Source organism: Yinghuangia seranimata (genome assembly GCF_029953285.1).
In the GTDB taxonomy this organism is placed as follows: domain Bacteria; phylum Actinomycetota; class Actinomycetes; order Streptomycetales; family Streptomycetaceae; genus Yinghuangia; species Yinghuangia seranimata.
In genome coordinates, this window is record NZ_JASAOI010000022.1 from 59,855 (window position 1) to 86,336 (window position 26,482).

Annotated in this window: 28 protein-coding genes, 2 tRNA genes and 1 pseudogene; 21 read left to right on the forward strand and 10 right to left on the reverse strand. The window is 73.0% G+C overall.

From position 1 onward, the window contains the following. Positions 1 to 83: 83 nt before the first annotated feature. Complete coding sequence (locus tag QI554_RS14725) at positions 84 to 524, forward strand: hypothetical protein (RefSeq protein WP_281470124.1); 441 nt, start codon at positions 84 to 86, stop codon at positions 522 to 524. A gap of 54 nt (positions 525 to 578) precedes the next feature. Here the strand turns inward: QI554_RS14725 and QI554_RS14730 are convergent, their stop codons facing one another. Further along, positions 579 to 2,354 (reverse strand): fatty acyl-CoA synthetase, encoded by a 1,776-nt coding sequence (locus tag QI554_RS14730; RefSeq protein WP_425527978.1) that lies wholly within the window; start codon positions 2,352 to 2,354, stop codon positions 579 to 581. On the opposite strand from QI554_RS14730, the gene QI554_RS14735 reads away from it, so the two are divergent. The 5 genes from QI554_RS14735 (at position 2,353) to QI554_RS14755 (ending at position 8,021) form a co-directional block, all read left to right on the forward strand. Next, positions 2,353 to 3,651 carry a glutamate-5-semialdehyde dehydrogenase gene (locus QI554_RS14735; RefSeq protein WP_281470127.1) on the forward strand — a complete coding sequence of 433 codons (1,299 nt, stop codon included), beginning with the start codon at positions 2,353 to 2,355 and terminating at the stop codon, positions 3,649 to 3,651. The genes QI554_RS14730 and QI554_RS14735 overlap by 2 nt on opposite strands. A 72-nt stretch (positions 3,652 to 3,723) precedes the next feature. Next, on the forward strand, positions 3,724 to 4,740 hold the full coding sequence (locus QI554_RS14740) for a hypothetical protein (RefSeq protein ID WP_281470129.1): 1,017 nt from the start codon (positions 3,724 to 3,726) through the stop codon (positions 4,738 to 4,740). 92 nt (positions 4,741 to 4,832) lie between these two features. Next, entirely contained in the window at positions 4,833 to 5,399 is a 567-nt protein-coding gene (locus QI554_RS14745; RefSeq protein WP_281470131.1) for an SCO2584 family spore wall biosynthesis protein, read from the forward strand. Positions 5,400 to 5,474: 75 nt separating this feature from the next. Further along, positions 5,475 to 6,773 carry an SCO2583/SCO2584 N-terminal domain-containing protein gene (locus QI554_RS14750; protein ID WP_281470132.1) on the forward strand — a complete coding sequence of 433 codons (1,299 nt, stop codon included), beginning with the start codon at positions 5,475 to 5,477 and terminating at the stop codon, positions 6,771 to 6,773. Positions 6,774 to 6,857: 84 nt separating this feature from the next. After that, complete coding sequence (locus QI554_RS14755; RefSeq protein ID WP_281470133.1) at positions 6,858 to 8,021, forward strand: SCO2583 family membrane protein; 1,164 nt, start codon at positions 6,858 to 6,860, stop codon at positions 8,019 to 8,021. A gap of 46 nt (positions 8,022 to 8,067) precedes the next feature. Here QI554_RS14755 and QI554_RS14760 read toward each other — a convergent pair whose 3' ends face one another. Continuing rightward, positions 8,068 to 9,213: a M48 family metallopeptidase gene (locus tag QI554_RS14760; RefSeq protein WP_281470134.1), complete on the reverse strand. Its 1,146-nt coding sequence runs from the start codon at positions 9,211 to 9,213 to the stop codon at positions 8,068 to 8,070. Positions 9,214 to 9,431: 218 nt separating this feature from the next. Here QI554_RS14760 and QI554_RS14765 point away from each other — a divergent pair, with 218 nt between their 5' ends. After that, complete coding sequence (locus QI554_RS14765) at positions 9,432 to 9,593, forward strand: hypothetical protein (RefSeq protein ID WP_281470135.1); 162 nt, start codon at positions 9,432 to 9,434, stop codon at positions 9,591 to 9,593. Positions 9,594 to 9,744: 151 nt separating this feature from the next. Next, a complete protein-coding gene (locus tag QI554_RS14770) occupies positions 9,745 to 11,070 on the forward strand; it encodes a TerD family protein (protein WP_281470136.1) in 1,326 nt (441 codons plus the stop codon). Positions 11,071 to 11,319: 249 nt separating this feature from the next. Here the strand turns inward: QI554_RS14770 and QI554_RS14775 are convergent, their stop codons facing one another. The 5 genes and pseudogenes from QI554_RS14775 to QI554_RS14795 all read right to left on the reverse strand — a co-directional run bounded on the left by QI554_RS14775 (position 11,320) and on the right by QI554_RS14795 (position 14,559). Beyond that, positions 11,320 to 12,426, reverse strand: a complete 1,107-nt coding sequence (locus tag QI554_RS14775) for a hypothetical protein (protein ID WP_281470137.1) — start codon at positions 12,424 to 12,426, stop codon at positions 11,320 to 11,322. A gap of 115 nt (positions 12,427 to 12,541) precedes the next feature. Then, positions 12,542 to 13,081, reverse strand: a complete 540-nt coding sequence (locus QI554_RS14780) for a phage tail tube protein (protein WP_281470138.1) — start codon at positions 13,079 to 13,081, stop codon at positions 12,542 to 12,544. A gap of 201 nt (positions 13,082 to 13,282) precedes the next feature. Then, positions 13,283 to 13,477: pseudogene (locus QI554_RS14785) on the reverse strand (helix-turn-helix domain-containing protein); the annotation flags it as partial. Positions 13,478 to 13,503: 26 nt separating this feature from the next. Next, entirely contained in the window at positions 13,504 to 14,247 is a 744-nt protein-coding gene (locus QI554_RS14790) for a hypothetical protein (RefSeq protein WP_281470139.1), read from the reverse strand. Positions 14,248 to 14,310: 63 nt separating this feature from the next. Further along, positions 14,311 to 14,559 carry a hypothetical protein gene (locus QI554_RS14795; protein WP_281470140.1) on the reverse strand — a complete coding sequence of 83 codons (249 nt, stop codon included), beginning with the start codon at positions 14,557 to 14,559 and terminating at the stop codon, positions 14,311 to 14,313. A gap of 207 nt (positions 14,560 to 14,766) precedes the next feature. Here QI554_RS14795 and QI554_RS14800 point away from each other — a divergent pair, with 207 nt between their 5' ends. The 5 genes from QI554_RS14800 (at position 14,767) to QI554_RS14820 (ending at position 19,282) form a co-directional block, all read left to right on the forward strand. Next, complete coding sequence (locus QI554_RS14800) at positions 14,767 to 15,195, forward strand: hypothetical protein (protein WP_281470141.1); 429 nt, start codon at positions 14,767 to 14,769, stop codon at positions 15,193 to 15,195. 94 nt (positions 15,196 to 15,289) lie between these two features. Continuing rightward, positions 15,290 to 15,904, forward strand: coding sequence for a nicotinate-nucleotide adenylyltransferase (gene nadD, locus QI554_RS14805; protein ID WP_281470142.1), 615 nt, complete (start codon positions 15,290 to 15,292; stop codon positions 15,902 to 15,904). After that, on the forward strand, positions 15,901 to 18,123 hold the full coding sequence (locus QI554_RS14810) for an LCP family glycopolymer transferase (protein ID WP_281470143.1): 2,223 nt from the start codon (positions 15,901 to 15,903) through the stop codon (positions 18,121 to 18,123). The genes nadD and QI554_RS14810 overlap by 4 nt, the downstream gene beginning before the upstream one ends. 101 nt (positions 18,124 to 18,224) lie before the next feature. Next, positions 18,225 to 18,641 (forward strand): ribosome silencing factor, encoded by a 417-nt coding sequence (gene rsfS, locus QI554_RS14815; RefSeq protein ID WP_281470144.1) that lies wholly within the window; start codon positions 18,225 to 18,227, stop codon positions 18,639 to 18,641. After that, positions 18,638 to 19,282 (forward strand): histidine phosphatase family protein, encoded by a 645-nt coding sequence (locus QI554_RS14820; RefSeq protein ID WP_281470328.1) that lies wholly within the window; start codon positions 18,638 to 18,640, stop codon positions 19,280 to 19,282. Before rsfS ends, QI554_RS14820 begins: the two co-directional genes overlap by 4 nt. Positions 19,283 to 19,371: 89 nt before the next feature. Here the strand turns inward: QI554_RS14820 and QI554_RS14825 are convergent, their stop codons facing one another. Then, positions 19,372 to 19,986 (reverse strand): PadR family transcriptional regulator, encoded by a 615-nt coding sequence (locus tag QI554_RS14825; protein WP_281470145.1) that lies wholly within the window; start codon positions 19,984 to 19,986, stop codon positions 19,372 to 19,374. Between the two features lie 107 nt (positions 19,987 to 20,093). Here QI554_RS14825 and QI554_RS14830 point away from each other — a divergent pair, with 107 nt between their 5' ends. The 7 genes from QI554_RS14830 to QI554_RS14860 all read left to right on the forward strand — a co-directional run bounded on the left by QI554_RS14830 (position 20,094) and on the right by QI554_RS14860 (position 25,064). Beyond that, a complete protein-coding gene (locus tag QI554_RS14830) occupies positions 20,094 to 21,242 on the forward strand; it encodes an LLM class flavin-dependent oxidoreductase (protein ID WP_281470146.1) in 1,149 nt (382 codons plus the stop codon). A 130-nt stretch (positions 21,243 to 21,372) separates the two neighbouring features. Further along, positions 21,373 to 22,131, forward strand: a complete 759-nt coding sequence (locus tag QI554_RS14835; protein ID WP_281470147.1) for a glucose 1-dehydrogenase — start codon at positions 21,373 to 21,375, stop codon at positions 22,129 to 22,131. An 83-nt stretch (positions 22,132 to 22,214) separates the two neighbouring features. Continuing rightward, positions 22,215 to 22,994: a glucose 1-dehydrogenase gene (locus QI554_RS14840; protein ID WP_281470148.1), complete on the forward strand. Its 780-nt coding sequence runs from the start codon at positions 22,215 to 22,217 to the stop codon at positions 22,992 to 22,994. Between the two features lie 22 nt (positions 22,995 to 23,016). Then, a complete protein-coding gene (locus QI554_RS14845; RefSeq protein ID WP_425527982.1) occupies positions 23,017 to 23,967 on the forward strand; it encodes an alpha/beta hydrolase in 951 nt (316 codons plus the stop codon). Between the two features lie 46 nt (positions 23,968 to 24,013). Continuing rightward, on the forward strand, positions 24,014 to 24,787 hold the full coding sequence (locus QI554_RS14850) for a glucose 1-dehydrogenase (protein WP_281470152.1): 774 nt from the start codon (positions 24,014 to 24,016) through the stop codon (positions 24,785 to 24,787). Positions 24,788 to 24,883: 96 nt separating this feature from the next. After that, a tRNA-Ala gene (locus tag QI554_RS14855) sits at positions 24,884 to 24,956 on the forward strand. A 35-nt stretch (positions 24,957 to 24,991) separates the two neighbouring features. Continuing rightward, positions 24,992 to 25,064: transfer RNA gene (locus QI554_RS14860), tRNA-Ala, on the forward strand. 54 nt (positions 25,065 to 25,118) lie between these two features. On the opposite strand, the gene QI554_RS14865 is transcribed toward QI554_RS14860, so the two are convergent. Together QI554_RS14865 and QI554_RS14870 are read right to left on the reverse strand one after the other, a co-directional pair. After that, positions 25,119 to 25,394 (reverse strand): hypothetical protein, encoded by a 276-nt coding sequence (locus QI554_RS14865; RefSeq protein ID WP_281470154.1) that lies wholly within the window; start codon positions 25,392 to 25,394, stop codon positions 25,119 to 25,121. A 10-nt stretch (positions 25,395 to 25,404) separates the two neighbouring features. Continuing rightward, positions 25,405 to 25,701: a hypothetical protein gene (locus QI554_RS14870; protein WP_281470156.1), complete on the reverse strand. Its 297-nt coding sequence runs from the start codon at positions 25,699 to 25,701 to the stop codon at positions 25,405 to 25,407. A gap of 124 nt (positions 25,702 to 25,825) precedes the next feature. Between QI554_RS14870 and QI554_RS14875 the strand changes: the two genes are divergently transcribed. Continuing rightward, positions 25,826 to 26,479 carry a signal protein gene (locus QI554_RS14875; protein ID WP_281470158.1) on the forward strand — a complete coding sequence of 218 codons (654 nt, stop codon included), beginning with the start codon at positions 25,826 to 25,828 and terminating at the stop codon, positions 26,477 to 26,479. Positions 26,480 to 26,482 lie beyond the last annotated feature (3 nt).

The following is a 26,482-nucleotide window of genomic DNA, read 5'->3' on the forward strand; positions in this document are numbered from 1 at the left end:
ACACGGGAGCGGCACCTGTGCGGGGCCCGGCGGCGGATGCGCCGCCGGGGCGCCGTCCCGTGTCATCGACGGGAGGCGGACCGGTGCAGGGACGTGGCAGGGAACTGCCGTGGGAGGCCGCGCCGTCGGTGCGACCGGACGACAGGCCTGAGGGACGCGCCGACGAGGCCACCATCCGGATCGAGGAGACCCGGATGTGGCACATCACCCTCACCGTCGCCGGGCAGGCCGTCCCACCCGACGACATCCGCCGTGCGCTCGAACGCCTGGCCCACGACCACCCGTTCCTCCTCGCCGGCCGGTACGCCACCGATCAGGCGGAGATCCGCTACTGGGAAGAGGCCCGCGACCTCCAGGACGCCGCCGCCCTCGCGCTCCGGCTGTGGGGCGAACACCGCCGCTCGGCCGGCCTCCCGCAGTGGGAGATCATCGGCCTGGAGGTCGTCGACCGCGGAATATGGCAGCTCCGCGCGAAGTCCCCGAACACGGGCCCGGTCATCCCGGGCGGCGTCCAGCCGTTCTGACGCCGCCCTCAGGAGGCGGGCCCGCCCGGGGTGCCGGGCCCGCCGGGGCCGGGGTCAGGCCTCGTCGGCCAGGTGGGCGTAGCCGCCCCGCAGCTCGCGCTTGAGGATCTTGCCGCTGGGGTTCTTCGGCAGCGCCTCCGCGACCGCGACGTACTTGGGGACCTTGAAGCCCGCCAGTCGGGTGCGGCAGTGGGCGATGACGTCGTCGGGGTCGATCTTCTCGCCGGGTTTGGCGACGACGACGGCGGTGACGGCCTCGATCCAGTACGGGTGGGCGATGCCGAAGACGGCGGCCTCGGCGACGGCGGGGTGCTGGTGGATGACCTCTTCGACCTCGCGGCTGGCGACGTTCTCGCCGCCGGTCTTGACCATGTCCTTCTTGCGGTCGACGACGGTGAGGTAGCCCTCGTCGTCCAGGACGCCCAGGTCGCCGGAGTGGAACCACTGGTTGCGGAAGGCCTCGGCGGTGCGGTCGGGGTCGTTCCAGTAGCAGAGCATGGTGTGCGGGCCGCGGTGCACGATCTCGCCGACGGTGCCCGGCGGGACCGGCTCGTCGTTGTCGTCGACGACGCGGGTCTCGACGTTCAGCCCGGCACGGCCGGCGGAGCCGGCTTTGCGCTCCTGGTCGGCGGGTCCGAGGATGGTGGCGACGGGGGACATCTCGGTCTGGCCGTAGAAGTTGTACAGCGCCAACTGCGGCAGGCGGCGCCGTAGTTCGTGCAGTACCTCGACGGGCATGGCGGCCGCGCCGTAGTAGCCCTTGCGGAGTGTGGACAGGTCGCGGGTGTCGAAGTCGGGGTGCCGCAGCAGCGAGATCCACACCGTCGGCGGGCAGAACAGCTTGGTGACCTTCTCGGCCTCGACGGTCGCGAGGATCGTCGCGGCATCGGGCGCGGGCAGGATGATCGAGGTGGCGCCGAGCTGGATGTCGGGCGTCAGGAAGCAGTGCAGCTGCGCGCAGTGGTAGAGCGGCAGGGCGTGGATCTCGACGTCGTCGGCCGCCATGCCGCCGTCCACGATCGCGGTGGTGTACTGCGCGATGAGGTTGCGGCTGGTCATCACGGCGCCCTTGGGGCGCGACTCGGTGCCGGAGGTGTACATGATCTGGACGGGGTCGTCGTCGTCCAGGTCGACGTCGGGGCACGGGGCGGTGGACGCGCCGAGCGCGGCGAACGGCTCCCAGCCCTCGGCCCCGGCGGTGTCGCCGGCCGGGATCACGGCGCGCACGTTCAGCGCGTGCGGGGTGAGGCCCGCGGCGGCGAGCGCCGCGTCCGCCGTGGCGGTCAGGTCGGCGCCTGCGACGACGCCGGTGGCGCCGGCGTGGGTGAGGACGTAGGCGACCTCGTCGGGGTTGAGCATGAAGTTGACCGGGACCGACACGGCGCCGATCCGGGCGAGTGCGAAGTAGGCGGTCGCGAAGCCGTGTGAGTTGCGGGCCAGCAGGACGACGCGGTCGCCCTTGGCCACCCCGCGCTCGGCGAACCCGGCGGGGTGCGGGCGGCGGACCGGGCCAGCAGGTCGGCGAGCCCGTGCCGGCGCGCGCGGACGGCAGGGGTCAAGGCCTTCTCCGAAGTCACGTTCCGCTCCGTTCGTCCTGGTCAGGTGTGGGCCAGGGGGGTCCCTGGGCCGTGCCAGGGGAGCATTGTGGGCCGTCGCGGCGCCGCTGCGGAAGACGTACGCGCCGTTGTCCGCGCACCTGCGTCCCATGCCCGCTCCGGGACCCGCCCGTGTGCCGTGCGGTGAGCGGCCCGACCCCCGCGGGTGACGGGCCGTCTCGCCTGGCGGAAATCCCGGCCGGGTCACCGCGCGGGCTCGGTAGGCTGGCTGCATGACCAGCAGCGCAGCCTCCTCCACGTCCTCGGATGTCCTCGACACCGCCCGTCGTGCCCGGGAAGCCGCGGCGCTGCTCGCGCCACTGGAGCGCAAGGTCAAGGACGCGGCGCTGCTGGCCGTCGCCGACGCCCTGGTGGCCCGCTCGGCCGAGATCGTCGAGGCCAACGCCGTCGACGTGGCGCGCGCCCGCGAGAACGGCACGCCCGAGTCGACGATCGACCGGCTCGCGCTGACCGCGGAGCGGATCGCCGCCATCGCCTCCGACGTGCGCGACGTGGTCGGCCTGCCCGACCCGGTCGGCGAGGTCGTCCGCGGTTCGACGCTCCCCAACGGCCTGGAACTGCGCCAGGTGCGTGTGCCGCTCGGCGTCGTCGGCATCATCTACGAGGCCCGCCCGAACGTGACCGTGGACGCCGCCGCGCTGTGCCTGAAGTCGGGCAACGCGGTCCTGCTGCGCGGCTCGTCGTCGGCGTACGCCTCCAACACCGCCCTCGTGGCCGTGCTGCGCGACGCGGTCGTGTCGGCCGGGATCCCCGCCGACGCGGTCCAGCTGGTGCCCGGCGAGAGCCGCGACAGCGTCAACGAGCTGATGCGTGCCCGCGGCCTGGTCGACGTGCTGATCCCGCGCGGCGGCGCGTCCCTGATCCGCACCGTGGTCGAGGGCTCGACCGTCCCGGTGATCGAGACCGGCGTCGGCAACTGCCACGTGTACGTCGACGCGGACGCCGACCTGCAGATGGCCGTCGACATCCTGATCAACTCGAAGGCGCAGCGCGTGTCGGTGTGCAACAGCGCCGAGACGCTCCTCGTGCACGCCGACATCGCCGACGCGTTCGTGCCGGTCGCGCTCGCCGCGCTCAAGGACGCCGGCGTCACCGTGCACGGCGACGCCGCCGTGCAGAAGTACTCGGCGGACGTCGTTCCGGCGACCGACGAGGACTGGGACACCGAGTACCTCTCGTACGACATCGCCGCCGCCGTCGTCGACTCGCTGGACGACGCCGTCGCGCACATCCGCCGCCACACCTCGGGCCACACCGAGGCCATCGTGACCCGCTCGCAGGCCGAGGCGCGCCGCTTCGTGCGGCTCGTCGACTCCACGGCGGTCATGGTCAACGCCTCGACCCGCTTCACCGACGGCGGCCAGTTCGGCTTCGGCGCCGAGATCGGCATCTCCACCCAGAAGCTGCACGCCCGCGGCCCGATGGGCCTGCCCGAGCTCACCTCCACCAAGTACGTCGTCACCGGCGACGGCCACCTCCGCGACGCGGCCCCGACCCAGCCCAGCTGCTGACCGCCGCCCCGCCGGAGAACAACCCGTTGATCGATTCTTTGATTCAATCAATGGGTTCGCTACAGTGCGCGCGTGTCGCAGACGACGGGAGAACCGTCCCCTACGGAACAACCGCCCCCGCAACCCGACTGGCGTGAGGCCGAACAGGCCGCGCAGGCGGAACGCGCCCAGCACCGTCGCCTACCGGTGATCCTGCAAATAGGCGTGGGCGTAGTGACCACGGCCCTGGTCACTGCCGGCCTGCACGCGTTGTTCGACGCCCGGTCGGACGACACACGGCACCCCGTGCCGCCGCTCGCGGCGCCGTCCACGGCGGGCATGGGCGCCCCCGGCACGCCCGCCCCCTCGGCCACCGCCGAGAAACCGTCCCTGGAACACCCCTTCGCGGGCTCGAAGGCGGCCGACTATGCCGACGGCATTGCCGGCATCACCGTCGCCGAGGCGAAGGACGTCCAGGGCTACTCCGCCGACCAGGTGCGCCAGGTGACCGGGCTGACGACCCTGCTCCTCGCCGCCGGCAACCTCGACCTGGCGACCCTGCGCGGCGAGACGCCCACCGCCTTCCTGACGATCGTCGACCACCCCGGCTCCGACGAGCGCAAGAAGATCGAGGCGGCGATCGCCGGGTCCGGCGCCGGGCACGACGCGACCACGTGGGTCACCCGGTTCGACCCGGCGGAGGTCGAGGTGGTGGGGCCCGCGGTCAAGGTCAAGGGCGCCCTCGACTACCACGTGGACGAGCACGGGTACCTGGTCGTGAACGGCACCGTCGACTTCGTGTACGCGCTGACCCCGGCGGGCGGCAAGGGCGGCCGGGTCGACCGCTCCCTGGTGCGTCGCACCATCGAGGTGTCGTACGCCACGACCGGCGCGCTCCCGACGCCCGAGGGCAAGCTGTGGCTGCAGCGCTCCGAGGTCGACGTGTTCAACACGTCGTGCGGCAAGCACGACGGCTTCGTCCATCCGGCGATGACCAACCCGGACCGGCCGCGGCTCACCGGTCCGACCCTCGACCCGTACACGAGCCCGAGCCCCACCGCCGGGGCGGCGCCGGACGACAGCGACTGCCATCCTTCGGGGCAGGTCTGACGGTTCGTCAGGCGGGTGGCGCAGTGAGGTTGCTTCGAGGGGTTCCCGCGAATCCGTTCCCCGTGAGGGGCTCACGGTAATAGTGTGGTGGAGTGCCCGATTCGCGAGGGCCAGATCATCCGGACGGCCCACCGGAGTTCGGGGAGGACCCCGAGCGCGCGGAGGACGAACTGTCCTCCGTGGTCTTCGACGAGCACTTTGTGCGAGCCGCGCTGATCCATGAACCCACCGCCGCCGAACGGCTGTTGAGCGCTGCCCCGCAGGCGCCGCCGGGCGGGGACGGGGTGTTCCCGCCGCAGCCGGGGTTCGACCCGCTGGTGCACCGGGCGCCGGGCGACCTGCGCGGCGTCAAGCCGAGGCACGTGCCGAACCCGCCGCCGGGGGACGAGGCCGGGCCGCCGCGCACCGCGTGGTGGCGGCAGTCCGTGGCGTGGGTGCTCGCGCTGCTGATGGGCATCGGCGTGGTGGCCATGGCCGTGACGGCGGTGGCGCCGGGCCGCGGCGGGCAGGGCCCCTCCGGGCCGCAGCCGACGCTGGGGACGCCCGTACCGCAGCCGGGAGACCGGGTGCCCTCGCCCGCGGCGAGCACGCCGGTCAACGCCGCGTTCGTGCCGGTGGGCTGCGCCCGGTCGACAACGCCGAGGCCGGACTGCGGCTGACCGTTCCGCCGCCGTAAACGTGATCTGGGCCACCCGGCCGCTCGGCTGTCGGCGCCATCCGATAGGTTGCGCCGCGTGTCTGAGCGCGAGAGCGGTGGGGGCGGGCCTCGGCGGCCCGCGGGGGACGGTTCCGAGCCGAACGTGACGGGGGATCAGACCCCGTCCGCGGACGACCCGTTCGAAGGACTGGTCCTCGACGAGGACTTCATCAAGGGGGCCGGGAAATCGGAGGGTTCGGCCCGGGCGCGCATGCTCGCCGCCCGCTGGCGGGAGACTCCGCCCGAGAACACCGGCTTCCGCGAGGCGGCGGACTCGTCGAACGTGACGCGGATGCCGCGTCGCCGGCGCACGTTCTTCAAGCGCCGCCGCGACCCGTGGGGCCGTCCCGTACGCCGTGACCGCACCAACCTGAAGATCGCGGTGTGGTTCGTCCTGCTCGCGCTGATCCTGCTGGTCGGCACCAACCAGGGCTACTTCCGCGACCTGCTGGGCGGGAACAGCGACGACGCCGCTGGCTACTCGTCCGACCCGATGACCGCGCAGCCCTCGGTGAGCGGAGTGGCTTCGGCGGCGGCGCCGCTGCCGTCGGACCTCAAGCCGATCGACCCCGACGTGCCCACACGGGACCACCCGTTCGCGGGTTCCCCGGCGATCAACTACGCCGACGGGGCGGCAGGCCTGGCGTTGCCGGAGGCCAAGCCGGTGGCCGGCTACACGGCGGCCGAGGTACGCACCGCGCTCGAACGCAGCCAGCGCATGGTGGAGTTGGCCAACCTCGACCCCGCGACGCTGCGCGGCGAGTTCCCGACGGGCCTCGTGGACCTGATCGACCCGGCGGACCCCCTCGTCGCGGCCTTCCGCAAGGCCTTCACCACACCGAGCCGTGACGACAATGCGCTGAACTGGGTGACGAGGTTCGACCCGAAGGAGATCGAACTCGTCGGTCCGGTCGTGAAGGTGTCCGGCATCATGTCCTACAAGCTGGACGACGACGGCGTGCTGACCGTGGACGCCGACTACTCGTTCGTCTATCCCGTCGCGAAGCCCGGCTCGACCGAGGTGACGCGTGCCTTGGTGCGGCGGACGCTCACGACCAAGCTCTTCAAGCGTGGCAAGTACCGGGCCACGAAGGACGGCACGCTGTGGCTGCACCTGACCGACCGCGACCTCACGAACTCCGACTGCGCGCGGTACGGCGACGGTTTCATGCACCCCACGTTCGCGTCCGACCCGGGCACACCGGCCACCGGGCCGACCACGGACCCGTACGACCGGACCAAGCCGCTCGACACGCAGCCGCCCGGCGGCCCGCAGCCGAGCCCGGGAGCGACCGGCCCGGACCCGGACGCGTGCGGCACGGCCTCCCGTATCTAGCCGCCCTGACCACCCGTCAGAAGATCTTTCCCGTCGGGGATTTCCGCAGTTCCCGACGGTCGCGCCGCCACCTACCATGGAGTCATGTCGGGTCAGGGCGATCCCCCTGAAGGCCGCCGCGGGGGTGGGCCCGACGGCGAGGACGAATTCCGCGTCGTCTTCGACGAGTCGTTCGTCCGCGCCGCGGTGCTCCACGAACCATCGGCGCAGGAGCGGATGCGAACCGGGCGAGGCCCCCGGCGCCTGCGCCGCGTCTTCGGCGTGCCCATCGCCACGATCCGGGTCGGCGTCCTGCTGCTGTCCGTCGTCCTCGTGCTGGCCGGCGCCCTCTACCTCGGCGCACGGCGGGGCGCCGCGCCGAACGCCCGGGCGGGGTACGGGCCCACGGTGCTGGTCCGCGTCTCGCTCGTGCCGGCCGACGGCGTACACGTGGGCAGCGGCCCGATGGGCGCGGACCCTTTCGCGGGCAGCGCCGCCGCCGAGTGGCGTGACGGCCGCGCGGGCATCGTGGTTCCCGACGTGTCCGGGACCCGGAACTTCAGTGCCGCGCAGATCCGCGCGTCGATGGAGATGGTCCGCGACTTCGTGACCGGCACACAGCTGGACACCGAAGTGTGGCGCGGCGTACGGCCGTGGGCCGCCGCCGTGGGCCTGGACCCCGACCAGCACCGGCAGTTGATCGACGCGCTCGACCACCCGGCCGACGACGACGTGCACTCCGCGACCGGCTGGGTGACCCGCTTCGACCCGGCGCAGATCGTGGTGGCCGACACCAGGGTCCGTGTCCAGGGCGGGACTTCGGCGGTCGAGGCGGCGACCGGCGAGCTGCTGGTCGGCGTCGACGGCGTCTTCGTGTACGCCGTGCACCAGGTCGACACCCAGGTCTGGACGCGCTTTGTGGTCCACCGGTCGTGGGAGTTCGAGGTCACCGAGGACGGCCTGCGGCACGGCCGGCTGCGGGTGCGGCGCATCGTGACGGTCGCCGCGCCGCAGTCGTGCGCCGTCGACTCGTCGGCGTTCTTCAGGCCGGTGTTCGGCGACCCGGCGCAGGCCGGGGTCACGCAGAGTCCCGCCGCGCCCGGTGCGTCGAGCGCGCCGAGCGCATCCGGTGCGCCGGGCCAGGGCGTGCCCCCGCTGCCGACCTCGCCGTTGCTCGCCGTGCCCGGTGCCACACCGCCGGGCGCCGATCCGCTGCGCCCCGGCATGGCGACCGGCACGCTGTGCGGCGTCCTGGCCGTCTCCGTCTGATCCGCGACCGATCGCGGCCAGGCCGCCGCACCTGCATGACGCGGCGTCAGTCCTGGGACCCTGCCCGCCCGTTGCCCGACTCGTCGGGCGAACCGTCCGCCGCGGCCGCGGCTTCGGACGGGGGAGCGGTCGCCGTACCGTCGTTCGGCCGCGGCACGAACCGGTCGCGCAGCCGTCCGCCCGCGTCCGCCGCGCCGCCCGCGATGTCGCGCAGCAGCCCGAACAGCGGGTCCGCGGTCTGCCGGACCGAGTCGCGGTACGACTCCGCCGACGCCTTGGCCTCGGCACGCACCGACGCGTCCCCGTCGTCCTCGCGGCGCGGGTAGTCGCCGGCCAGGATCGCGCGGTAGTCGTCGCCGTCCGACCAGCGCTTCAACTCCGCGACCCGGACCACCGGAAACGGGTGCGAGCGGCCGAACACGTTCATCAGCTTCAGCACGCTGTCGCGCAGGTCCCCGGCCGCGTCGTACTCGGCGGCCTGGGCCAGGAATTCGTCCGTGCTCATCTCGTGCAGCTGCGATCCGCCCGCGATCTTCATCAGCGCGCGCATCGACGCCTCGGGGTCCTGCCCGACGAGCAGCCCCGCCCGGTCGCAGCTCAGCTCCGACTTGCGGAACCACTCGCGCAGCGCCGCGATCACCGCCTGAATCCCCAACGTGCCCAACGGAATACCGGACACGCTCGCCGCCAGGTTGGTCAGGATCAGCAGCATCGTGCGGTACACCGCGTGCCCGGACAGGATGTGGCCCATCTCGTGGCCCACCACGGTGCGCATCTCGTCGTCGTCGAGCAACTCGACCAGGCCGCTGGTCACCACGATGAACGGCTTGTCCATGCCGATCGCCATCGCGTTCGGCTGCGGGTCCAGCATCACGTACAGCTCGGGGACGCGCGGCATGTCCAGCACATAGGCGGCGTCGCGCGCCAGGTCGTGGAGCCGCCGGAACTGCTGGTCGCTCGTCCGCACCGCGCCGGCCAGGAACATCAGCCGGACGGCACGTTCGGAGAGCAGCCCCGACAGCTGTTTGAGGATCGCGTCGAAGCCGTTCAGTTTCCGGAGCGCCACCAGCGCGCTGCGGTCGGCGGGGTGTTCGTACGCTCGGGACGATATGCCCGGGAAGCGCGTGCGGGTACGCGCCGGGACGCCGTCTTCGGAATCCCCGGGACCGGGCTGCTTCGTCGTATCGGCCATGGATCCATCCCCCTTGTGGCAGACCAGTGGACCTGTGCGGCCGGGCCCGCGCGACCTGCGCCGCATCAACTGTTCAGCCTAAGCGCATCGGCCATCCGGCGATCCTGCGCGCGCGTGTCGTGAGGGACTTCCGTACGATGTCGTGCGCGACCGCATGCCCGGCGCACGCCGAGGGGCGGCGGCCGCCGTCCACCACCAGACACACAAGGGTTGACCAGATGACCGAGCAGGCCATGACCGTCCTCACCCGCCTCGCTTCCGAGGGCGGCGAGCACGGCGGCAACCACGAGAACCTGAGCCCGCTCGGCGCGGGGCTCGGCGCGTTCATCACGCTGATGGTCCTGCTCATCATCACGCTGTCCTTCAACAAGGACCGCTGAGCCGCCGACGCACCACGGCGCACCGAACCGGGACCGGCCGTGCGGCGGGCCCCGGCTTCGTGCTGTCCGGGCCCGTTCCCGGGTCTTCGCCGCCCCGGCGCGTTAATCTTCGGGGCGGACCGCGTGGGGCGCGCGGTCAGGGGAGGGCGGAATGCGTACCTTCGCGATGGGTGAGAAGGCCAGACTCGCGGACCTGACACCGGCGACCGCGCTGCGGATCGACGTCACGGCGGCGGCACGCGGCACCGAGATCGCCGCGTTCTGCTTCGCGCTGGACGAGGCGGGCCGGATCGGGGGACACCGGCCGCCGGTCAGCGCGGCCCGTCCGGCGTCGCTGGCCAGTGCCGTGGCGCTGGTCGAGGGCGGCGGGGCGGACGCGGCGTTCGACCTCGACCTCGACGCGGTCGCCGACGACGTCCACCGGCTGCTGTTCGTGGTCGCCTCGGTCGGCCCCGAGATCGCGCTGGACTCCGGCGGCCTCGTGCTGGTCGCCGACGGCGTGGAGATCGCCGGCTTCGCGATGACCGCGGCCGAGATGAAGGGCCAGCGCGCCCTCATCCTCGGCGAGGTCTACCGGCGCGACGGCTGGCGCTTCGGCGCGGTCGGGCAGGGCTACCGCGACGGACTCGAACAACTCGTCCGGGACCACGGCGCGGACCCGAGGGCCCTGCTGGGCGGCGGGACGGACACTGAGGCGGCTCCCGAGCCCGAGCCAGAGCCCGAGCCGGTCGCCGAGCCGCCTGAGGCACCCGTCGCCGCGTCCGAGCCCGAGCCCGCCGTCGAGCCCGCCGCAGAGCCGGAGCCGGTGGCCGAGCCCGCCGCGGAGTCCGCGTCCGAGCCCGAGCCCGCGGCGGAGTCCGAGCCCGAGCCCGAACCGGCCGCCGAGCCCGTCGCGGAGCCCGTGCCGCCGGTTCCGCCCGCCCCCGTTCCCTCCGTCGCCACCTACGAGGGCAGCGGCGACCGCATCCTGCGGATCACCCGTCCGGTCGAGTCGGGCCCGGTCGTCGCGGAGATCACCTGCGGCGGGGCCGGCAACTTCGCGGTCTGGACGCTGAACACGGCGCTGGAGCAGGACAAGCTGCTCGTCAACGAGATCGGTGCGTACACCGGCCGCGTCCTGCTCGACGAGCGCGGTACCCGCACCGAACGCCTCAAGATCGAAAGCGACGGCGCCTGGACGATCTCCGTCCAACCGCCGACCGCCGCACCGTGGTTGATCGGCCCGGCCACCGGCCACGGCCCCGAGGTGCTGCGTTGGACGGGCCCGCGCACGGTGGTGGCCATGACGCACGGCGGCCACAGCAACTTCATGGTGCGCGTGTACGCCGAGACGCCCGACCGCGCCGAGGACCCGTACCTGGCCTCGCTCGCGAACACCATCGGCCCGTACGACGGCGAGTCGATCCTTCCCGCCGGCCCCTGCCTGGTCGAGATCGAGGCCGACGGCGACTGGACGGTCACCCCCGAGACCGGCTGACCTCCGACGCGGCCCGGCCGCACCCCCGTGACGGCCGGAGCCGCGCGCGTGCCCGCGGTACCGGCCGTCAGCTCCCCTCCGGGCCGGCGGCCGGTTCCGCGGGCGGTTCGGAGGGGGCGGGCCCGGGGACGCGCGGGCGTGGGACGCGCCCGGTGGTGCCGGAGCCGCCGTCGCGGGTGGCGCGACGTGTGCCGCGCTGTGCGGGGATGAACATCATGTGCCTCCGAAATCCACGGGGTTCGTCGGGGTTCAGGCCGCGGCGCCCAGCGTGAGCCGGACGGTCTCCGGCTCGTCCCCCGCGGGGGTCTCGACCGCAGCGGCGACGACGCGGAGCCGGCCGTCGCGCGCGTCGTCGGCACCGAGGGTGCCGAGCGGCAGGCGCACATGACGGCCGATCAGCGACGGCGTCGGGCGTTCGTCCAGACGCACCGTCACATCGAGGACGGGGGACGGGTCCCACGCCCGACGGAGGGCCTGCTTGGCGGCGGTGTCGAGTTCCTCGCGCCGTGCGCAGCCGGGGAGTTCGGCCGCGCCGTCCAGCCGCGGCCACGTCGTGGTGTCGGTTTCCGCGGGATCGACGACGTCGGCGACCTCCCAGATGTGCGACATGAGGCGGCCGGTGCCGGAGCGTGCGCCCCTGCTGCGCCAGAACGTCGCGCGGCGGGCGCCGTCGTTGGTGTACGCGTAGCCGAGTACCGCGCCGGGGTCGTCGAGGCGCAGGTCGGGCAGGTCCGAGGCGAGCACCGGATAGCCGAGGTCGAGGCGCTTCATGCGGTAGCCGCTGCCGGGTTCGCGGGCGCTCGTGATGTGCCATTCGAAACCGTCGTCCTGCGCGGCGAGGCCGCGCAGCGCCTCGCCGATGTGCACCAGGTCGAAGTCGTCGTACGCGGGCTGCCGTTCGATTCCCGAGGCGGTGAACGGCGCGACGCTGATGCCTATGTCGCCGCCGGGCTGCGCCTGGGCGTGTTCGACGAGTTCGCGGGCGAGCGCGAGCTGCTCGGCCGGGTCGCCGGGCAGGCCCGCGTAGAGGATCCGGTGGTCGAGGTAGCTGTCCCAGGTCGCGGCGTGCAGTTCGAGGAACTCGGGGCCGTCGTCGCCGGTGTGCCGGGTGGTGCGCCACACCACGCCGCCCCACCACAGGTCGCCGTCGCGCTGGATCCACACGGCGGTGCGCGCGGGCAGCAGCGCGGTGTCCGTGCGGAAGGCGAGGTCGGCGTCGGCGCCGAGTTCGACGCGCGCGGTCAGCGTTCCCCCGCCGCCGATCCGGTCGTCGAAGCGCACGTGGTCGAGGGGGAAGGAGTCGAGGATGTCGTCGGTCCGCAGGTCGCAGACGAGGGCGCGGAACGGGGTCGCCATGGGCCGGTCGCTTTCTGGAAAGGGTGGTGCGGGAACGCCGAACGGCCCGGCGGCGGGCTGCCGTCGGGCCGTTCGTTTTCCGAGGTGGTCGTTGCGGTTCCGGGGTGACCGGGCGTCAGACGGTGGCGTACGCCCGGTCGTTCATCAGGAGGGTGGCCGGTGGCGCGGCGTCCGCGGCGGGCAGCGCGCGGAACGTCACGCCCCACGGCAGGACGGAGCCGCGGGCCGGAGTGGCGCCGGTCGTGCGGACGATGCGGCCGCGCGGTATGACGAAGCGGTACTTGGCCGGCCCGGTGTCTCCGCTCGCGTCGGTCTCGGCGAACTCGACGCCCAGCATGACGCCTTCGGGTGCGGGAGGGGTCGCGCCGACGAGCAGCGCCAGGACCGCGGCGTCGGTGCGCATGAGCGCGAACCGAAGGCCCAGCCCGCGGTCCGCGCACACGAACCGTGCGGGGCCGACGGAACGCCAGCCGTCCGCGCGGCCGGGGCGGCCGGCGTCGGTGAACAGGACGCCGTCGGCGGAGGTGTGGCCGAGGTCGCGCCATGCGGCGTCCCAGTCGCGCTCGACCCCGGTCGGCGGCGTGCTGCCGAGCGGTGCGACGAGGACGCGCCCGGTGCCGGTGACGCGGAGACCGTGCGGGTGCGGGCCGGCCATCTGTGTGCTCCTTCCGCGGGGCGGACGGGAAAAGGGAAACGGCGAAGCTGAGGCCCCCTCGGTGGGCACAGCTTCGCCGCTGCCTCAAGTGTGATCGACGCGCGCCGGATTCGCAAGTTTGTTCGAGTGGGGTGTTCGGTCAGGCCGCCCGTCGCTCACCCCGTCGCCCGCGTCGACGCCGTCCGCCGGCGCCGGTTCCAAGCGGTGGTGCGCGGCCCGCTCGGCACGGAAGACGTCCTCGAGCCGGAAGAGGTGCTCCCGCCCCCGCTTGCCCGCCGGGGCGAGGTGCCCGAGCTGCACCCACTTGCGGATCGTCGCCGGAACGACCCGGACCTCGGCCGCGGCCTCGCCCGCCGTCACCAGGGCGCGGGTGCCGGCCAGGTCCACGGCTTGCATGGAACCCCCTTGCGGGGGAACGGTGTTCACGCGGCGGCCTCGTCGAGGTCGGCCACGGTGCAGCCGACCAGCAGGGCCAGGTCGGCCCACGCCGCGCGCTCCCAGCGGTGCCGGGCGCCCGCGGCGTGGTGGCACGCGCACGACGCGTCCTCGCAGCGGCACCCCGGGTTGACGCACAGCACGACGTGCCGGGCGCTGAACACCCGCAGCGAGACGGAGTCGCACAGCGGGCAGCGCGGCCGGATGCGGCGGATCGGCTCGGTGTCGCCGAGCGCCCGCGCGCATCGCCGTGCCATGCGCCGCAGTTCGGACAGCACGTGGGCGGCGAGGTCCGGGTCGCGCGCGATCGTGTCGAGGCGGCCGTGCAGCCGGGTGAGCCGGGTCGGCACGTCCGCCGTGCGCGGCTCGGGCAGGCCGAACCGGTCGTGCACGGCCTCCTCGAGTTCGGCCAGGCTCGTCGTGATGTCGAGCTCGGTCTCCAGGACGGTGAGGTCCACCGGTGTGCCGCCGGGCCCCGGCGGCACGAGCCCGCGCCGGGTGTTCCACACGGCCGCGGCCCGGTCCTCGACCGCCTCCGCGGCGTGCCGGTTCGCGGGCGCGGGCGCGGGGAGCGGCAGTCGGTAGGCCGGGGACCGCACGCCGCCCCGGCCCAACTCCTCGCGCAGTTCCGGGAACTGCCGGAGCAGCGCGTCGACGGCGCGGCGTGCCTGGGCGGCGAAGCCTTCGCCGCGCGGGGTGCGTCGCCGGGGGCCGGCGGCGGTGCGGGTCATGGGTTCCTCCTGACGCGGGGTGCGGGCGGGGGAGGCGAAGGGTGGGTCGCGGACGCGGGGCGGTCAGCCGGCCCCGGCCGCCGTACGCAGCCGCTGCCACGCGTCGGTGCCGACCACGAGCGTCGTGGTGCCGTCGTCGTGGGGTGTGGCGGTGTGGATCGAGTCGAGCAGTGCCGCGACGGTCGCCCGCAGTTCGGCCGCCGTGCGGTCGGCCCGGCTGAGCCGGCCCAGTTCCACGTCGAGCTCGCGCAGCGCGTCGAGCGCCCGGGCGTAGGCGGGCTCCGGTGGGGTGCCGGGGTTGGCATTGCTCATGTCGGACACTCTTCGATCTCGCCCAGTGATTCGAACTGTCGTTCGATCACAGGCACCACGTTAGCGGTCTGCGTATCCGCTGTCCACGCAGTGCGTACCGCGTGTCGGCCGCTGGCGGACCCGCCAGGTACGCTGCGTGTCGACAGGTGTCGCGCGGTGCATCGGGGCGCGTGCGGGCATCCCGTCAGCAACGGCGGAACGGGAGCGATGGACCGGCTCAAGCAGCTCGTCGAGGGCTGGATCGACGCGGAACCCGGGCGCAACGCCCGCCGTCTCGCCGACGCCGCGGGCGTCAGCCGGACCACCGTCTACTCGCTGCTCGGCCGCAGCGGCCAGTCCCGGCGCATGGTCGAGCGCGGGACGCTCGAAGCGCTCGCCGGCGGCATGGGTGTGCACCCCAACCTGCTCATAGAGGCGGCCCGCGACGACGCCGGCTACTGGACGGACGAGATCCGCACCGCGTCGAGCCCGCGCATCCGCGCGCTCCAGGCCGCGCTCGACGAGCTGACCGAGGCCGAGGCCGAGGAGGTCGCCGAGGTCGCCGAGGTGGTGCTGCGCCGGGTGCTCGCGCGCCGCGCGGCCGCGGGACAGCTCCCGCTGGGCGGCGTACCGGATCCACGCACCGCGGGCGAATAGCCGCGAAGCCGTACGACTCGCGCCGCGACACGTCCCGCGGGGGCGCGCATGCGGGCGTGTTCAAGCGGAAGCGGGCCCTATAGATTGGCCGCCCATGGACGAAGGCACGGCACAGCGGAACAGACGCGTCGGCGTCATGGGCGGCACGTTCGACCCCATCCACCACGGCCACCTCGTGGCCGCGAGCGAGGTCGCGGGCCTTTTCCAGCTCGACGAGGTCGTCTTCGTGCCGACCGGCGAACCGTGGCAGAAGACCGGCCGCGACGTGTCGCCGGCCGAGGACCGCTACCTCATGACGGTCATCGCCACCGCGTCCAACCCGCGCTTCACGGTCAGCCGCGTCGACATCGACCGGCCGGGCCAGACGTACACCGTCGACACGCTCAAGGACCTGCGCCGCGAAGCCGGCGAGGGCACCGAGCTGTTCTTCATCACCGGCGCCGACGCGCTGGCGCAGATCTTCTCGTGGCGCAACGCCGCGGAGATGTTCGAGCTCGCGCACTTCATCGGCTGCACCCGGCCCGGGCACACGCTGTCCGACCCCGGGTTCCCCGACGGCGGCGTCAGCCTGGTGGAGGTGCCCGCGCTGGCGATCTCCTCCACCGACATCCGCCGTCGCCAGCACGACGGCGAACCGGTCTGGTACCTCGTGCCGGACGGCGTCGTGCAATACATCAGCAAGCGAGGGCTGTACCGAGGGGCGACGTGACCGCAAACGGCGAACGGCGGGACGGGCAGCACTACGAGGGCGGGCCCTACCGGCAGGACGGCGCACAACCGGACCCGGCGGCGCCGGGCTACGGCTACGACCAGGGCCAGGGCGCGCCCGGCCAGGGCTACCCCCAGGACCCCGCGTACGGCTACGACCAGGGCCAGGGCGCGCAGTACGGCGCGCAACCCGGATACCCCAGCGCGTACGAGAACCAGGGCTACCAGCAGTCCGGCTACGGGCAGCAGTCCCCGTACGGCTACGCCCCGCCGGCCGACAGCGGCGGCTACCCGGCCGCCCCGGCCGGCTACGACAGCACCCCCGGCTACGGCACCGGCTACGACCAGGGGCAGGCCGCGCCCGGCTACGGCACGGCCTACCCGCCGGCCCCGGGCATAGGCGACGGCTACGGCTACGACACCGGCCAGGGCTCCGGCGGCTACACCGCCCCGCAGCAGCCGGGCTACGCGGCGCCGGGCGGCGGCGACCCGAACGCATACGGCGCGATCCCGCAGCAACAGCAACAGCAACAGCAACAGCCGGTGCCCGCGCCCGACTCGGGCGCCTACGGCGGCGTCCCGCAGCAGCCCAGTTATCCGGCAGCGGCACCCGGGGGCGACGACTCCGGCGCCTACGCGGCGTTCGACGGGCGGCGCGCGCCCGGAGCGGGTGCCGTCGCGGCCGCGCCCGGCGCCGCGGCGCCGACCGGAGCGCCGGTGGAACCGCAGGTGCGCCGTACCGGAGCGGGGGCCCCGACCGGCGCGACGCAGACCACCGGGTCGTTCCGCGTCCAGGTCCCGACGGGCGGGACTGCCGCCGCGCCAGGCACGACACCCGCCGCGCCCGGAGCAGCGGGAGCCGCGGGAGCCCGCCGTCCGGGCGAGTCCGGCACGGCGATTCCCGGCCAGCAGCGCCCCGCCCGGCCCGGCGCCCCTCGGCGCCCGGGGACCGCGGCGTCCGGCCCCAGCGAGCGGGTCGGCTACGCGGCCGACGAGTTCGACTTCGTCGACGACGACTCGGAGGAGTCCGAGGACGTCATCGACTGGCTGCAGTTCGCCGAGACCCGCAGCGAGCGCCGCGACGAGCGGCGCCGCATGCTGCGCAGCCGCGCGATCGTGCTGCTCGTCGTGCTGGCGGTCGCGGGCGTGGGGGTGGGCGGCTACTTCGCCTACGACACGTGGTTCAAGAGCACGTCCGCCGCGGCCAAGGAGGCGACCGGCGGCGCCGTGCTCATCCAGCTGCGCGGCTCGCAGGGGCAGGCACTGGCCGGCGCGGTGTTCGGCAGCGACGCGAAGGCCGGCACCGCGACGATGCTGACCGTGCCGTCCGGGACCATCGTCAACACCGCGGGCGCCGGCCCGGTCCCGGTCGGGCAGCTGATGGCCAGCGACGGCACCGGTGCGACGCGCGACGCGCTCGCCGGTCTGCTCGGCGTCAGGATCGACGGTTCGTGGGTGGTCAACGAGCCGGTGCTGCAGGCGCTGGTGGACGGCGTCGGCGGCATCGAGCTCAACGCCGACGTCGAGGTCAAGGGCGCCGACGGCAAGGTGGTCGTGGCCGCCGGGCCGAACAAGATGAACGGCATCATGGCCCGCGCGTACGCCGCCTTCCAGCCGCAGGGCGACGACCCGTCGCGGTCCGCCGAGCGGTTCGGCAAGGTCATGCAGGCGGTGCTCAAGGGCCTGCCGACCAAGGCGCAGTACGTCAACGACCTGCTGCGCAACCTCGCCAACATCGCGGACCCGTCGCTGCCCGACGCGCGGCTGGCGGAGCTGCTGACGCAGATGGGCCAGGCCGTCCAGACCCAGAAGTTCAAGTCCGGCGCGCTGCCCATCCAGCCGGACGGCATGCTCAACGTCGCGACGGCGGGCCCGGTGGTCAAGGAGCTGCTCGGCGGCACGGTGAAGGTCGCCAAGGCGGACGGCCCGGCGCGGGTCATGATCGGCGACGCGAACGGCGGCAAGGGCGCGCAGGACGCCGCCAAGATCAAGATCATCAACGCCGGCTACACCTACGTGCCCGGCGGTGTCGCCGAGCCGAAGCCGAAGCCGACCACGCTCATCCAGTACTCCGACGACGCACACGCCGATGTGGCCCGCCAGATGGCGCTCACCCTCGGGGTCCCGGAGACCGCCGCGAAGAAGGCCGAGGGCCAGATGCTCGCGGACGTCGTGATCACGCTGGGGCAGGACTTCAAGTTCGACCCGCCGAAGCAGTAGGACCCGGCTCGGGGCGGCCGCCGCCGGTTACTCGGCGGCGGCCACCCCGCGCGGTGTGAGAACCTGGAAGGCGTCCCTCGTCGCCTGAAGAAAAGTCGATCGTGACCGCCACACCGCACGCCATCGAGCTCGTCACCGCCGCCGCCGAGGCGTGCGCCGAGAAGCTCGCCACCGAGACCGTCGCGTACGACGTGAGCGAGGTGGTCGGCATCACCGACGCCTACGTGCTCGCGTCCGCCCCCAACGACCGGCAGGTCAAGGCCATCGTCGACGAGGTCGAGGAGCGGCTGCGCAAGCTCGGCGCCAAGCCGGTCCGCCGGGAGGGCGACCGCGAGGCGCGGTGGGTGCTGCTCGACTTCATCGACATCGTGGTGCACGTGCAGCACGCCGAGGAGCGCGCCTACTACCGGCTCGAGGGCCTGTGGAAGGACTGCCCCAAGATCGAGCTGCCGGAGAGCGTGGAGCGGGTCAACCGCGAGCGCGCGGAGGCCGGCGCGGCGTTCGAGGACGCGAGCTGAGCGGGCGCGGCGGCCGCCGCATCCTGCTGTGGCGGCACGGTCAGACGCCGTGGAACCTGGAGCGCAGGTTCCAGGGGCAGACCGACATTCCGCTGACCGAGGCCGGGGTCGCGCAGGCGCAGCGCTCGGCGCGGCTGCTGGCCGCCCTCAAGCCGGACGCGATCCTGTCGTCCGACCTGGTCCGGGCGTCCGACACCGCGGGTGAGCTGGCGCGGCTGACCGGTCTGTCGGTGGGGGTCGACGCGGGCCTGCGCGAGACGTACGCGGGGCACTGGCAGGGCCTGACCAACGCCGAGATCGAGGCGCGCTTCCCCGAGCAGTTCGCGGCGTGGCGGCGCGGTGAGCCGGTGCGGCGCGGCGACGGCGAGCTGGAGACCGAGGTCGCGGACCGCGCGGTGCCGGTCATCGAGGAGGCGGCCGCGAAGCTGCCGGACGACGGCACGCTGGTCGTGGTGTCGCACGGTGGCGCGATCCGGTGCGCCATCGGCCGCATGATCGGTCTGGCCGAGGACAGCTGGGGCGCGCTGGGCGCGCTGTCGAACTGCTGCTGGTCGGTGCTGGGCCCCGGCGCGCGCGGCTGGCGGCTGCTGGAGCACAACGCGGGGACGCTGCCCGAGCCGGTGCTCGGCGACGAGGTCTGAGCTCCTCCACGGAGCCACACGCAGAGACGACGAGGGGCGGCACCCGGCCGGGTGCCGCCCCTCGTCGCGTGTCGTGGCTCAGCCGCGGGTCAGCCGCGTCCTCCCGGGCGCTCCGCGACGTGCACGTCGCCCTTCGCGAACAGCTCGTCCAGGTCCGCCAGCATGCCCTCGGCCAGGTCCCGCTCGGACTGGTAGTAGCGCTCGCTCCAGCGCAGCACCAGGGCCGGGAACGGCCAGCGGTCGTGCGCGGTGTCCTCGGACGCCTGCACCTCGGCGAGCGTGCGGTCCGCCCAGTCGCGGTGCTCCTCAAGGGTCTTGCGGAGCTCGTCGGGCTCGGACAGGTGCCCCATCCACACGCGCAGCGCGACGCCGTGCTTGAGCACCGGCGGGCCGGCCGGCGTCTCGCGGGCCCACGCGGCCAGCGCGCGCTGGCCGGCGTCGGTGATGGAGTAAAGCCGCTTGTTGCGCAGTTCGTCCTGCGACGCGATCCGCGAGACGGCGAAGCCGAGCTGTTCGAGGCGCTTGAGCTCGGTGTAGATCTGGCTGAGCGCGGGGCTCCAGTAGAAGAAGCGCAGCGACGAATCGGCCCACTTCTTCAGGTCGTACCCGGACCGCTCGCCCGGGAAGGACAGCAGGCCGAGGACCGCCCACGCGGTGTTCGGCAGCTTGGGCAGCTCCTGTTGTGGCGCTGACGCGTCCTTCATCGTGTGTCCCTCCCTTTCACCCAGCTGATTCTACGTCAGCTCACCTCTTGACGTAGCAGTCAGTCATACATCTAATTGGAGTATTCCCCGGACCCCAGGAGCACGGCATGCAGTTCTCGATGATCTTCGAGGCCCAGATGGCCAACCCGACCGCCGAGCACGAGCGTCAGGTCATCCTCGACTCCGTCGAGCAGGCCGTCTACGCCGAGGAGATGGGCTTCGACCGAGTGTGGGCGGTGGAGCACCACTCGACGAAGTGGTACTCGCACATGAGTGCCCCGGAGATCTTCCTGACCTGGGTCGCCGCGCGCACCAGCCGCATCCGCATCGCGCACGGCGCGGTCTGCATGCCGTTCAAGTTCAACCACCCCGCCCGCGTCGCCGAGCGCATGGCGATGCTCGACACGCTGTCCGGCGGCCGCCTCGACGTCGGCGCGGCCCGCGGCGGGACGCTGCAGGAGACCAGCCTCGTCGGCGCCGACGTGGAGACCACCAAGGCCGAGGTCGAGGAGGCGCTGCGCATCATCGGCGCCGCGTGGCAGAAGGACGAGCTCGAGTACAACGGCGAGCTGCTCCAGATCCCGCCGCACCCGATCCTGCCGCGCCCCGTGCAGACCCCGCACCCGCCGCTGTTCCTCGCGTGCAGCAAGCAGCCCAGCCTCGTCGAGGCCGCCAACATGGGCGTCGGCGCGCTGGTCCTCGGCTTCGCGGGCCCCGAAGAGGTCGCCAACCTCAACAAGATCTACCGCGACGCCGTCGAGGCGCGCGACGGCAGCCAGTTCGTCTCCACCGTGCAGAACAACCACCTCGTGGCGCTGTGCCCGACGATCGTGTCCGAGGACGGCGCCAAGGCCCGCCAGATCGGCGCGCGCGGCCAGCGCTTCTTCGCGCAGTCCATCGCGCACTGGTTCTCCGGCGGCAAGTCCGGCATCCCGGACGAGGCCGTCGTCGAGGGCCGCGACGAGGTCGCCGTCATGCAGGAGGCGGCGGAGCAGCAGGTCGCGATGCTGCACGAGGCGCAGATCCCGGTCACCGTCAACGCGACCGCGACCTACAACCTCAACCACGCCTACGGCACCGCCGAGGACGCGATCGGCTACGTCCAGAAGCTGATCGACGCCGGCGCCGACGAGATCATGTGCCTGATCCAGATGGGCACCGTCCCGCAGGAGGCGTGCATGGAGACCATCCGCATCTGGGGCGAAGAGGTCATCCCGCACTTCCGCAAGAAGTACGGCAGCTCGCTGGGCAACTGAGCGCAGCCCCACGGGGCCTGACGCCACATCAGGCAGGGCCGCCCGTTCCGGTGCGGAGGACTGGAACGGGCGGCCCGACCCATGTGTAATCCGTACGACCGTTCGCGCTCACGATGAGAGGCCCGCATCCATGACCACCCTCTCCGGCAAGGTAGCCGTTGTCACCGGGGCCGCACGCGGCATGGGCGAGGCCGAGGCCCGGCTGTTCGTCGAACGCGGCGCGCGGGTCGTGATGACCGACGTCCTCGAGGAGGAGGGCCGCGCGGCGGCCGAGAAGCTGGGCGGCGCGGCGCGGTTCGTCCGGCACGACGTCTCCTCGGCCGAGGACTGGGCCCGGGTCGTCGAGACCGCGGTCGCCGAGTTCGGCGGCGTCGACGTGCTGGTCAACAACGCCGGCCTGCTGCGGCACGCGCTGCTGATGGAGGAGACCGCGGAGAACCTGGACAGGATCCTGAAGGTCAACCTGTTCGGCGCGTTCCACGGCATCCAGGCCGTGGTGCCCGCCATGAAGGCGCGCGGCGGCGGCTCGATCATCAACATCTCCTCGCTCGCCGGCCTGCAGGGCATCCCGCGGCACGCCGCGTACGGGGCGTCCAAGTGGGCGGTGCGCGGCCTGACCAAGACCGCGGCCCTGGAGCTGGGCGAGGACGGCATCCGCGTCAACTCGGTGCACCCCGGCGCGGTGGACACCGCGATGCTCGGCCGCACGGTGGAGCGCGGGCGCGGCGGCTTCCCCGCGGTACCGCTACGCCGGGTCGGCGAGCCGGAGGACATCGGCGAGCTGGTGGTCTTCCTGGCGTCCGACGCGTCGTCGTGGATGACCGGCACGGAGTTCGTCATCGACGGCGGGTCGATGTCCGGCATCGTGCCGCCCATGCGTGCTGAATGACGTAGCACTCATCCTTTTTGTCATATGCCTTTTAGTTGTACTGTGCATGTGAGTGCAGGCACGACACCGAGGAAGCGATCACCATGGCGGAACTGCAGGGCCCCAACCTCGCGGGCAAGGTCGTCATCATCACCGGCGCGGCCGGGGGCCTCGGTGCCGCCGCGGCACGGCAGGTCGTCGCGGGCGGCGGCAAGGTCGTCATCACCGACGTCCAGGAGGAACTCGGCGCCAAGACCGCGGCCGAGCTCGGCGACGCGGCGCGCTTCCACAAGCACGACGTCAGCGACCCCGCGCAGTGGCAGGCCGTCGTCGACTTCACCGTCGCGGAGTTCGGCGCGGTCGACGGCCTCGTCAACAACGCCGGCGTCACCGCGGGCGGCCCGTTCGACGTGGAGAGCCTGGAGAACTTCGAGCGGGTCATCAAGATCAACCTGACCGGCGTGTGGATCGGCATGCAGGCCGTCATCCCGTTCATGAAGGCGCACGGCGGCGGGTCGATCGTCAACATATCCTCGGCCGCCGGGCTCATGGGCCTGCCCTACACGGGCTCCTACTCGGCCGCGAAGTGGGCCGTGCGCGGCATGGGCAAGACCGCCGCGATCGAGCTCGCGCCGTTCAAGGTGCGCGTCAACTCGGTGCACCCCGGCATGATCTACACGCCGATGACCGCGGTCGTCGGTATCCAGCCCGGTGAGGGCAACTACCCCAAGACCCCGATGGGGCGCGCGGGCGAGGCCGAGGAGGTCGGCTCCGCGGTCGCGTACCTGCTCTCCGACGCCTCCTCGTACGTCACCGGCGCCGAGCTCGCCGTCGACGGCGGCTGGACTGTCGGTCCCACCGTGCAGAACGTCGTGGAAGGCTGACGCGGACCCGATGAGCGACTCCATGACCGGCAAGCCGCTGGACCCGGCGGTGCGCGGCCTCATCGACATGATGACCGCGACGTTCCCGCCCGTCGGCACCACGCTGGACGACGCCCCCGAGGCCCGCCGCATCCTGGCCGCCGCGCCCAAGTCGCCCGCCCCGCCGATACCCGTCGCGCACGTCGGGGACCGCACCGTCCCGGGCCCCGACGGCGACCTGCCGGTACGCGTCTACCGGCCGGCCGGCAGCACCGACGCCGAGGCCCTCCCCGCCGTGGTCTTCCTCCACGGCGGCGGCTGGGTCCTGTGCGGCCTCGACACCTACGACCAGACCTGCCGCGCGCTGGCGAACGCCACCGGCGCCGTGTTCGTCTCGGTGGACTACCGGCTCGCGCCCGAAACCCGCTTCCCCGGCGCGGCCGAGGACGCGTACGCCGCGTACACCTGGGTCCGCGCCAACGCCGCCGAACTCGGCTGCGACCCCGCGCGCGTCGCCGTCGCCGGCGACTCCGCGGGCGGCAACCTCGCCGCGGCGGTGGCGCTCATGGCCCGCGACCGCGGCGCCGAGCAGCCGACGTTCCAGCTGCTGATGTACCCGGTGCTCGACCACCGGCGCGCGACCGCGTCGTACACCGAGAACGCCGACGGCTACTTCCTCACCGCGGCCCAACTCGCCTGGTTCTGGGCCCAGTACATCGGGCCGGACGGCGACCCCGCGCACCCCTACGCGTCCCCCGGGACCGCCGACGACCTCAGCGGGCTCGCGCCGGCGTTCGTGGTCGCGCCCGAGCTGGACCCGCTGCGGGACGAGGGCGTCGCATACGCGGAACGCCTCGCCGCGGCCGGCGTCCCCGCGGCGTACGGCGTCTACGAGGGCATGTTCCACGGCTCGATCAGCATGGGCGCGCTGGTCCCGGCCGCCGTCACCGCGTTCGCCGACGCGACCGAGGCGCTGCGCAAGGCACTCGCCTGACCCGTCGGCGCCACCCACGAGCACTTCCGAGGAAAGGAGCGGTCCCATGGCACAGCTCGCCGACCAGCTGGACGGCAAGGTCGCCGTCATCACCGGCGCGGCACGCGGACAGGGCGAGGCCGAGGCCCGGCTGTTCGTCGCCCGCGGCGCGCGCGTCGTGCTGACCGACCTGCTGGAGGAGGAGGGCGAGAAGGTCGCGGCCGAGCTCGGCGACGCGGCGCGCTTCGTCCGGCACGACGTGTCCTCCCCCGAGGACTGGGCCCGCGTGGTCGAGGTCGCGCTCGCCGAGTTCGGCACGGTCGACGTGCTCGTCAACAACGCGGCGATCTACTGGACCAAGGCCTTCGCGGACGAGACCCTCGAGGGGCTCGACCGCATCTTCAAGGTCAACTTCCAGGGTGTCTTCCTTGGCATGCAGGCGGTGCTCCCGACGATGAAGGAGCGGCGCTCCGGCTCGATCGTCAACATCTCCTCGCAGTCCGGCCTCGAAGGGCTCCCGTCACACTCCGCGTACGGCGCCACCAAGTGGGCGGTCCGCGGCCTGTCCAAGACGGTCGCCCTGGAGACCGGCGAGTACGGCGTGCGCGTCAACTCGGTCTACCCCGGCGTCATCGACACCCCGATGATCGCCAAGGCCGGCGTCGAACGCGGTGAGGGCAAGTTCCCCGGTGTCCCGCTGCGCCGCATCGCGGCCCCGGAGGAGGTCGCCGAGGTCGTCGCCTTCCTCGCGTCGGACGCCTCGTCCTACATGACCGGCGGCGAGATCGTCGTCGACGGCGGCATGACGGCGGGCGCCGTGCCCCCTGCGGGACGCTACTGACCTGCGGTTTTCCCCACACGGGTATCGGTTAGGAAGATGCCCGCCCGACCATGTAAAGTAATGCCTGGCCAGTCGGGAAACCGGCTGATCAGGTGAGGGGCTATAGCTCAGCTGGTAGAGCACCTGCATGGCATGCAGGGGGTCAGGAGTTCAAGTCTCCTTAGCTCCACCTCACAAGTGAATGGGCCGCGTCAGCGGCCACCCGGGGCTATAGCTCAGCTGGTAGAGCACCTGCATGGCATGCAGGGGGTCAGGAGTTCAAGTCTCCTTAGCTCCACCCGGAAACCGAAGGCCGCCTCTCCGAGGCGGCCTTCGTCGTTTTCTCGGGTTTTCAGTTGTCGCCCACGTCGGCGCTGCTGTGCGGCTGAACAAGCGCGATCGCGACGGTGGGCGGCGGCGGGTCCGGCGCGAAGACGTAGGCCACGGTGACGGCCGGCGTCTCCGCCGTGCGCTCGATGTGCGTGACGTACACCTCGGCGCCGTCCCGGGCACCTCGCAGCAATCCGAGCCTCGGGTTCTCGGCCAGATCGCGGCGTAAAGCCCCGACCGCGCGGACGGCGGCCGGGCCCAGTTGCTCGGCTGCCACCTGTGCGCGCTTGGTGGTCACCGCGACAACCTCACGGCCGGTCAACGGCGGACTCCTTCGCGGCCAGCGCGGCTTCGACGCCCTCGGCGATCGCGGCGTCCAGGTCGGGATTCTGCCGCAACAGGATGTGCCCCTTGTAGACGGCGACGACCCGAGCGGCGTCGGCCAGGTCCGGCGCCGAACCGTCGATCGCACGGGCGAAGTCGGCCTCGAAGTCCGAAGCATCGTCGGGGAACCCGAACCCCTCGTGCAACGCTGCGCGGATGTCGCCGACCGTGTCGAGCGACGGCAGACCGCGGCTCTCGTGGTGCACAGGCTGGACGGTCATGCGGGCCTCCTCGTCTGGTCACATCGAGCCTAGCTTGCATGCCTGCGACATCTCCTTGCACGCGTGCGAGGAGACTGGACCGGACCTGGCCCCGCAGGGCCGTGGCGCGCCTACGATGGCGGCCGTGATCAAACGTTTCGGCTCGGTGGTCGGTCCGCTGGTGGCGTGCGGGCTTTTGGTGGCGGCGTGCGACAGCGGGTCGGGGGACAAGGCGCCGGCCGCGTCAGGGTCGGCGCCCGCGTCGGCGACGGCGGAGCAGCCGCTGCCCGGGGCGGCGGCCGGCCCCGACGTCGCCAAGCTGCAGGAGCGCTGGTGGACCTGGGCGGCGGGGCAGCCGCGCGCGACGAACCCGGTGGCGGACACCACCGGAGCCCGGTGCGCGACCGGGCAGCCGGGCGACGTGTGGTTCGTCGCCGGGACGTTCGGCGGCGAGGTCACCCGCTCGTGCACGGTGCCCGCCGGACGGCCGATCGCCGGGCCGCTGTTGAATATGCACACCGACGACCCCGCGCAGTGCCAGGAGTTCGTCGCGGCGGCGGACGGCGAGGTCGTGCTCGACGGCAAGCCGGCCGACGTGAAGAAGCTCGGCCCCGAGACCGTCACCCTCCAGGGCGTCGCCGGGAACCCCGTCACCGGCGACGCGGCGCCCGTCACCGAGCAGGCGTGCGGGCTGTGGTTCAGCCTCGCTCCGCTGAGCCCCGGCGCGCACAAGCTGACGATCTCCGGTGTGACGGGTTCCTTCAAGCTGAACGTCACCTACAACCTGACGGTCGGCTAGCCC

Excerpts from the sequence above, each read along its gene's own strand:
- QI554_RS14735 (WP_281470127.1), top strand. The coding sequence starts at position 2,353 with ATGACCAGCAGCGCAGCCTCCTCCACGTCCTCGGATGTCCTCGACACC.
- QI554_RS14730 (WP_425527978.1), bottom strand. The coding sequence starts at position 2,354 with ATGCAGCCAGCCTACCGAGCCCGCGCGGTGACCCGGCCGGGATTTCCG.
- QI554_RS14755 (WP_281470133.1), top strand. The coding sequence starts at position 6,858 with ATGTCGGGTCAGGGCGATCCCCCTGAAGGCCGCCGCGGGGGTGGGCCC.
- QI554_RS14760 (WP_281470134.1), bottom strand. The coding sequence starts at position 9,213 with ATGGCCGATACGACGAAGCAGCCCGGTCCCGGGGATTCCGAAGACGGC.
- QI554_RS14765 (WP_281470135.1), top strand. The coding sequence starts at position 9,432 with ATGACCGAGCAGGCCATGACCGTCCTCACCCGCCTCGCTTCCGAGGGC.
- QI554_RS14770 (WP_281470136.1), top strand. The coding sequence starts at position 9,745 with ATGCGTACCTTCGCGATGGGTGAGAAGGCCAGACTCGCGGACCTGACA.
- QI554_RS14775 (WP_281470137.1), bottom strand. The coding sequence starts at position 12,426 with ATGGCGACCCCGTTCCGCGCCCTCGTCTGCGACCTGCGGACCGACGAC.
- QI554_RS14780 (WP_281470138.1), bottom strand. The coding sequence starts at position 13,081 with ATGGCCGGCCCGCACCCGCACGGTCTCCGCGTCACCGGCACCGGGCGC.
- QI554_RS14790 (WP_281470139.1), bottom strand. The coding sequence starts at position 14,247 with ATGACCCGCACCGCCGCCGGCCCCCGGCGACGCACCCCGCGCGGCGAA.
- QI554_RS14795 (WP_281470140.1), bottom strand. The coding sequence starts at position 14,559 with ATGAGCAATGCCAACCCCGGCACCCCACCGGAGCCCGCCTACGCCCGG.
- QI554_RS14800 (WP_281470141.1), top strand. The coding sequence starts at position 14,767 with ATGGACCGGCTCAAGCAGCTCGTCGAGGGCTGGATCGACGCGGAACCC.
- nadD (WP_281470142.1), top strand. The coding sequence starts at position 15,290 with ATGGACGAAGGCACGGCACAGCGGAACAGACGCGTCGGCGTCATGGGC.
- QI554_RS14825 (WP_281470145.1), bottom strand. The coding sequence starts at position 19,986 with ATGAAGGACGCGTCAGCGCCACAACAGGAGCTGCCCAAGCTGCCGAAC.
- QI554_RS14830 (WP_281470146.1), top strand. The coding sequence starts at position 20,094 with ATGCAGTTCTCGATGATCTTCGAGGCCCAGATGGCCAACCCGACCGCC.
- QI554_RS14835 (WP_281470147.1), top strand. The coding sequence starts at position 21,373 with ATGACCACCCTCTCCGGCAAGGTAGCCGTTGTCACCGGGGCCGCACGC.
- QI554_RS14840 (WP_281470148.1), top strand. The coding sequence starts at position 22,215 with ATGGCGGAACTGCAGGGCCCCAACCTCGCGGGCAAGGTCGTCATCATC.
- QI554_RS14845 (WP_425527982.1), top strand. The coding sequence starts at position 23,017 with ATGACCGGCAAGCCGCTGGACCCGGCGGTGCGCGGCCTCATCGACATG.
- QI554_RS14850 (WP_281470152.1), top strand. The coding sequence starts at position 24,014 with ATGGCACAGCTCGCCGACCAGCTGGACGGCAAGGTCGCCGTCATCACC.
- QI554_RS14870 (WP_281470156.1), bottom strand. The coding sequence starts at position 25,701 with ATGACCGTCCAGCCTGTGCACCACGAGAGCCGCGGTCTGCCGTCGCTC.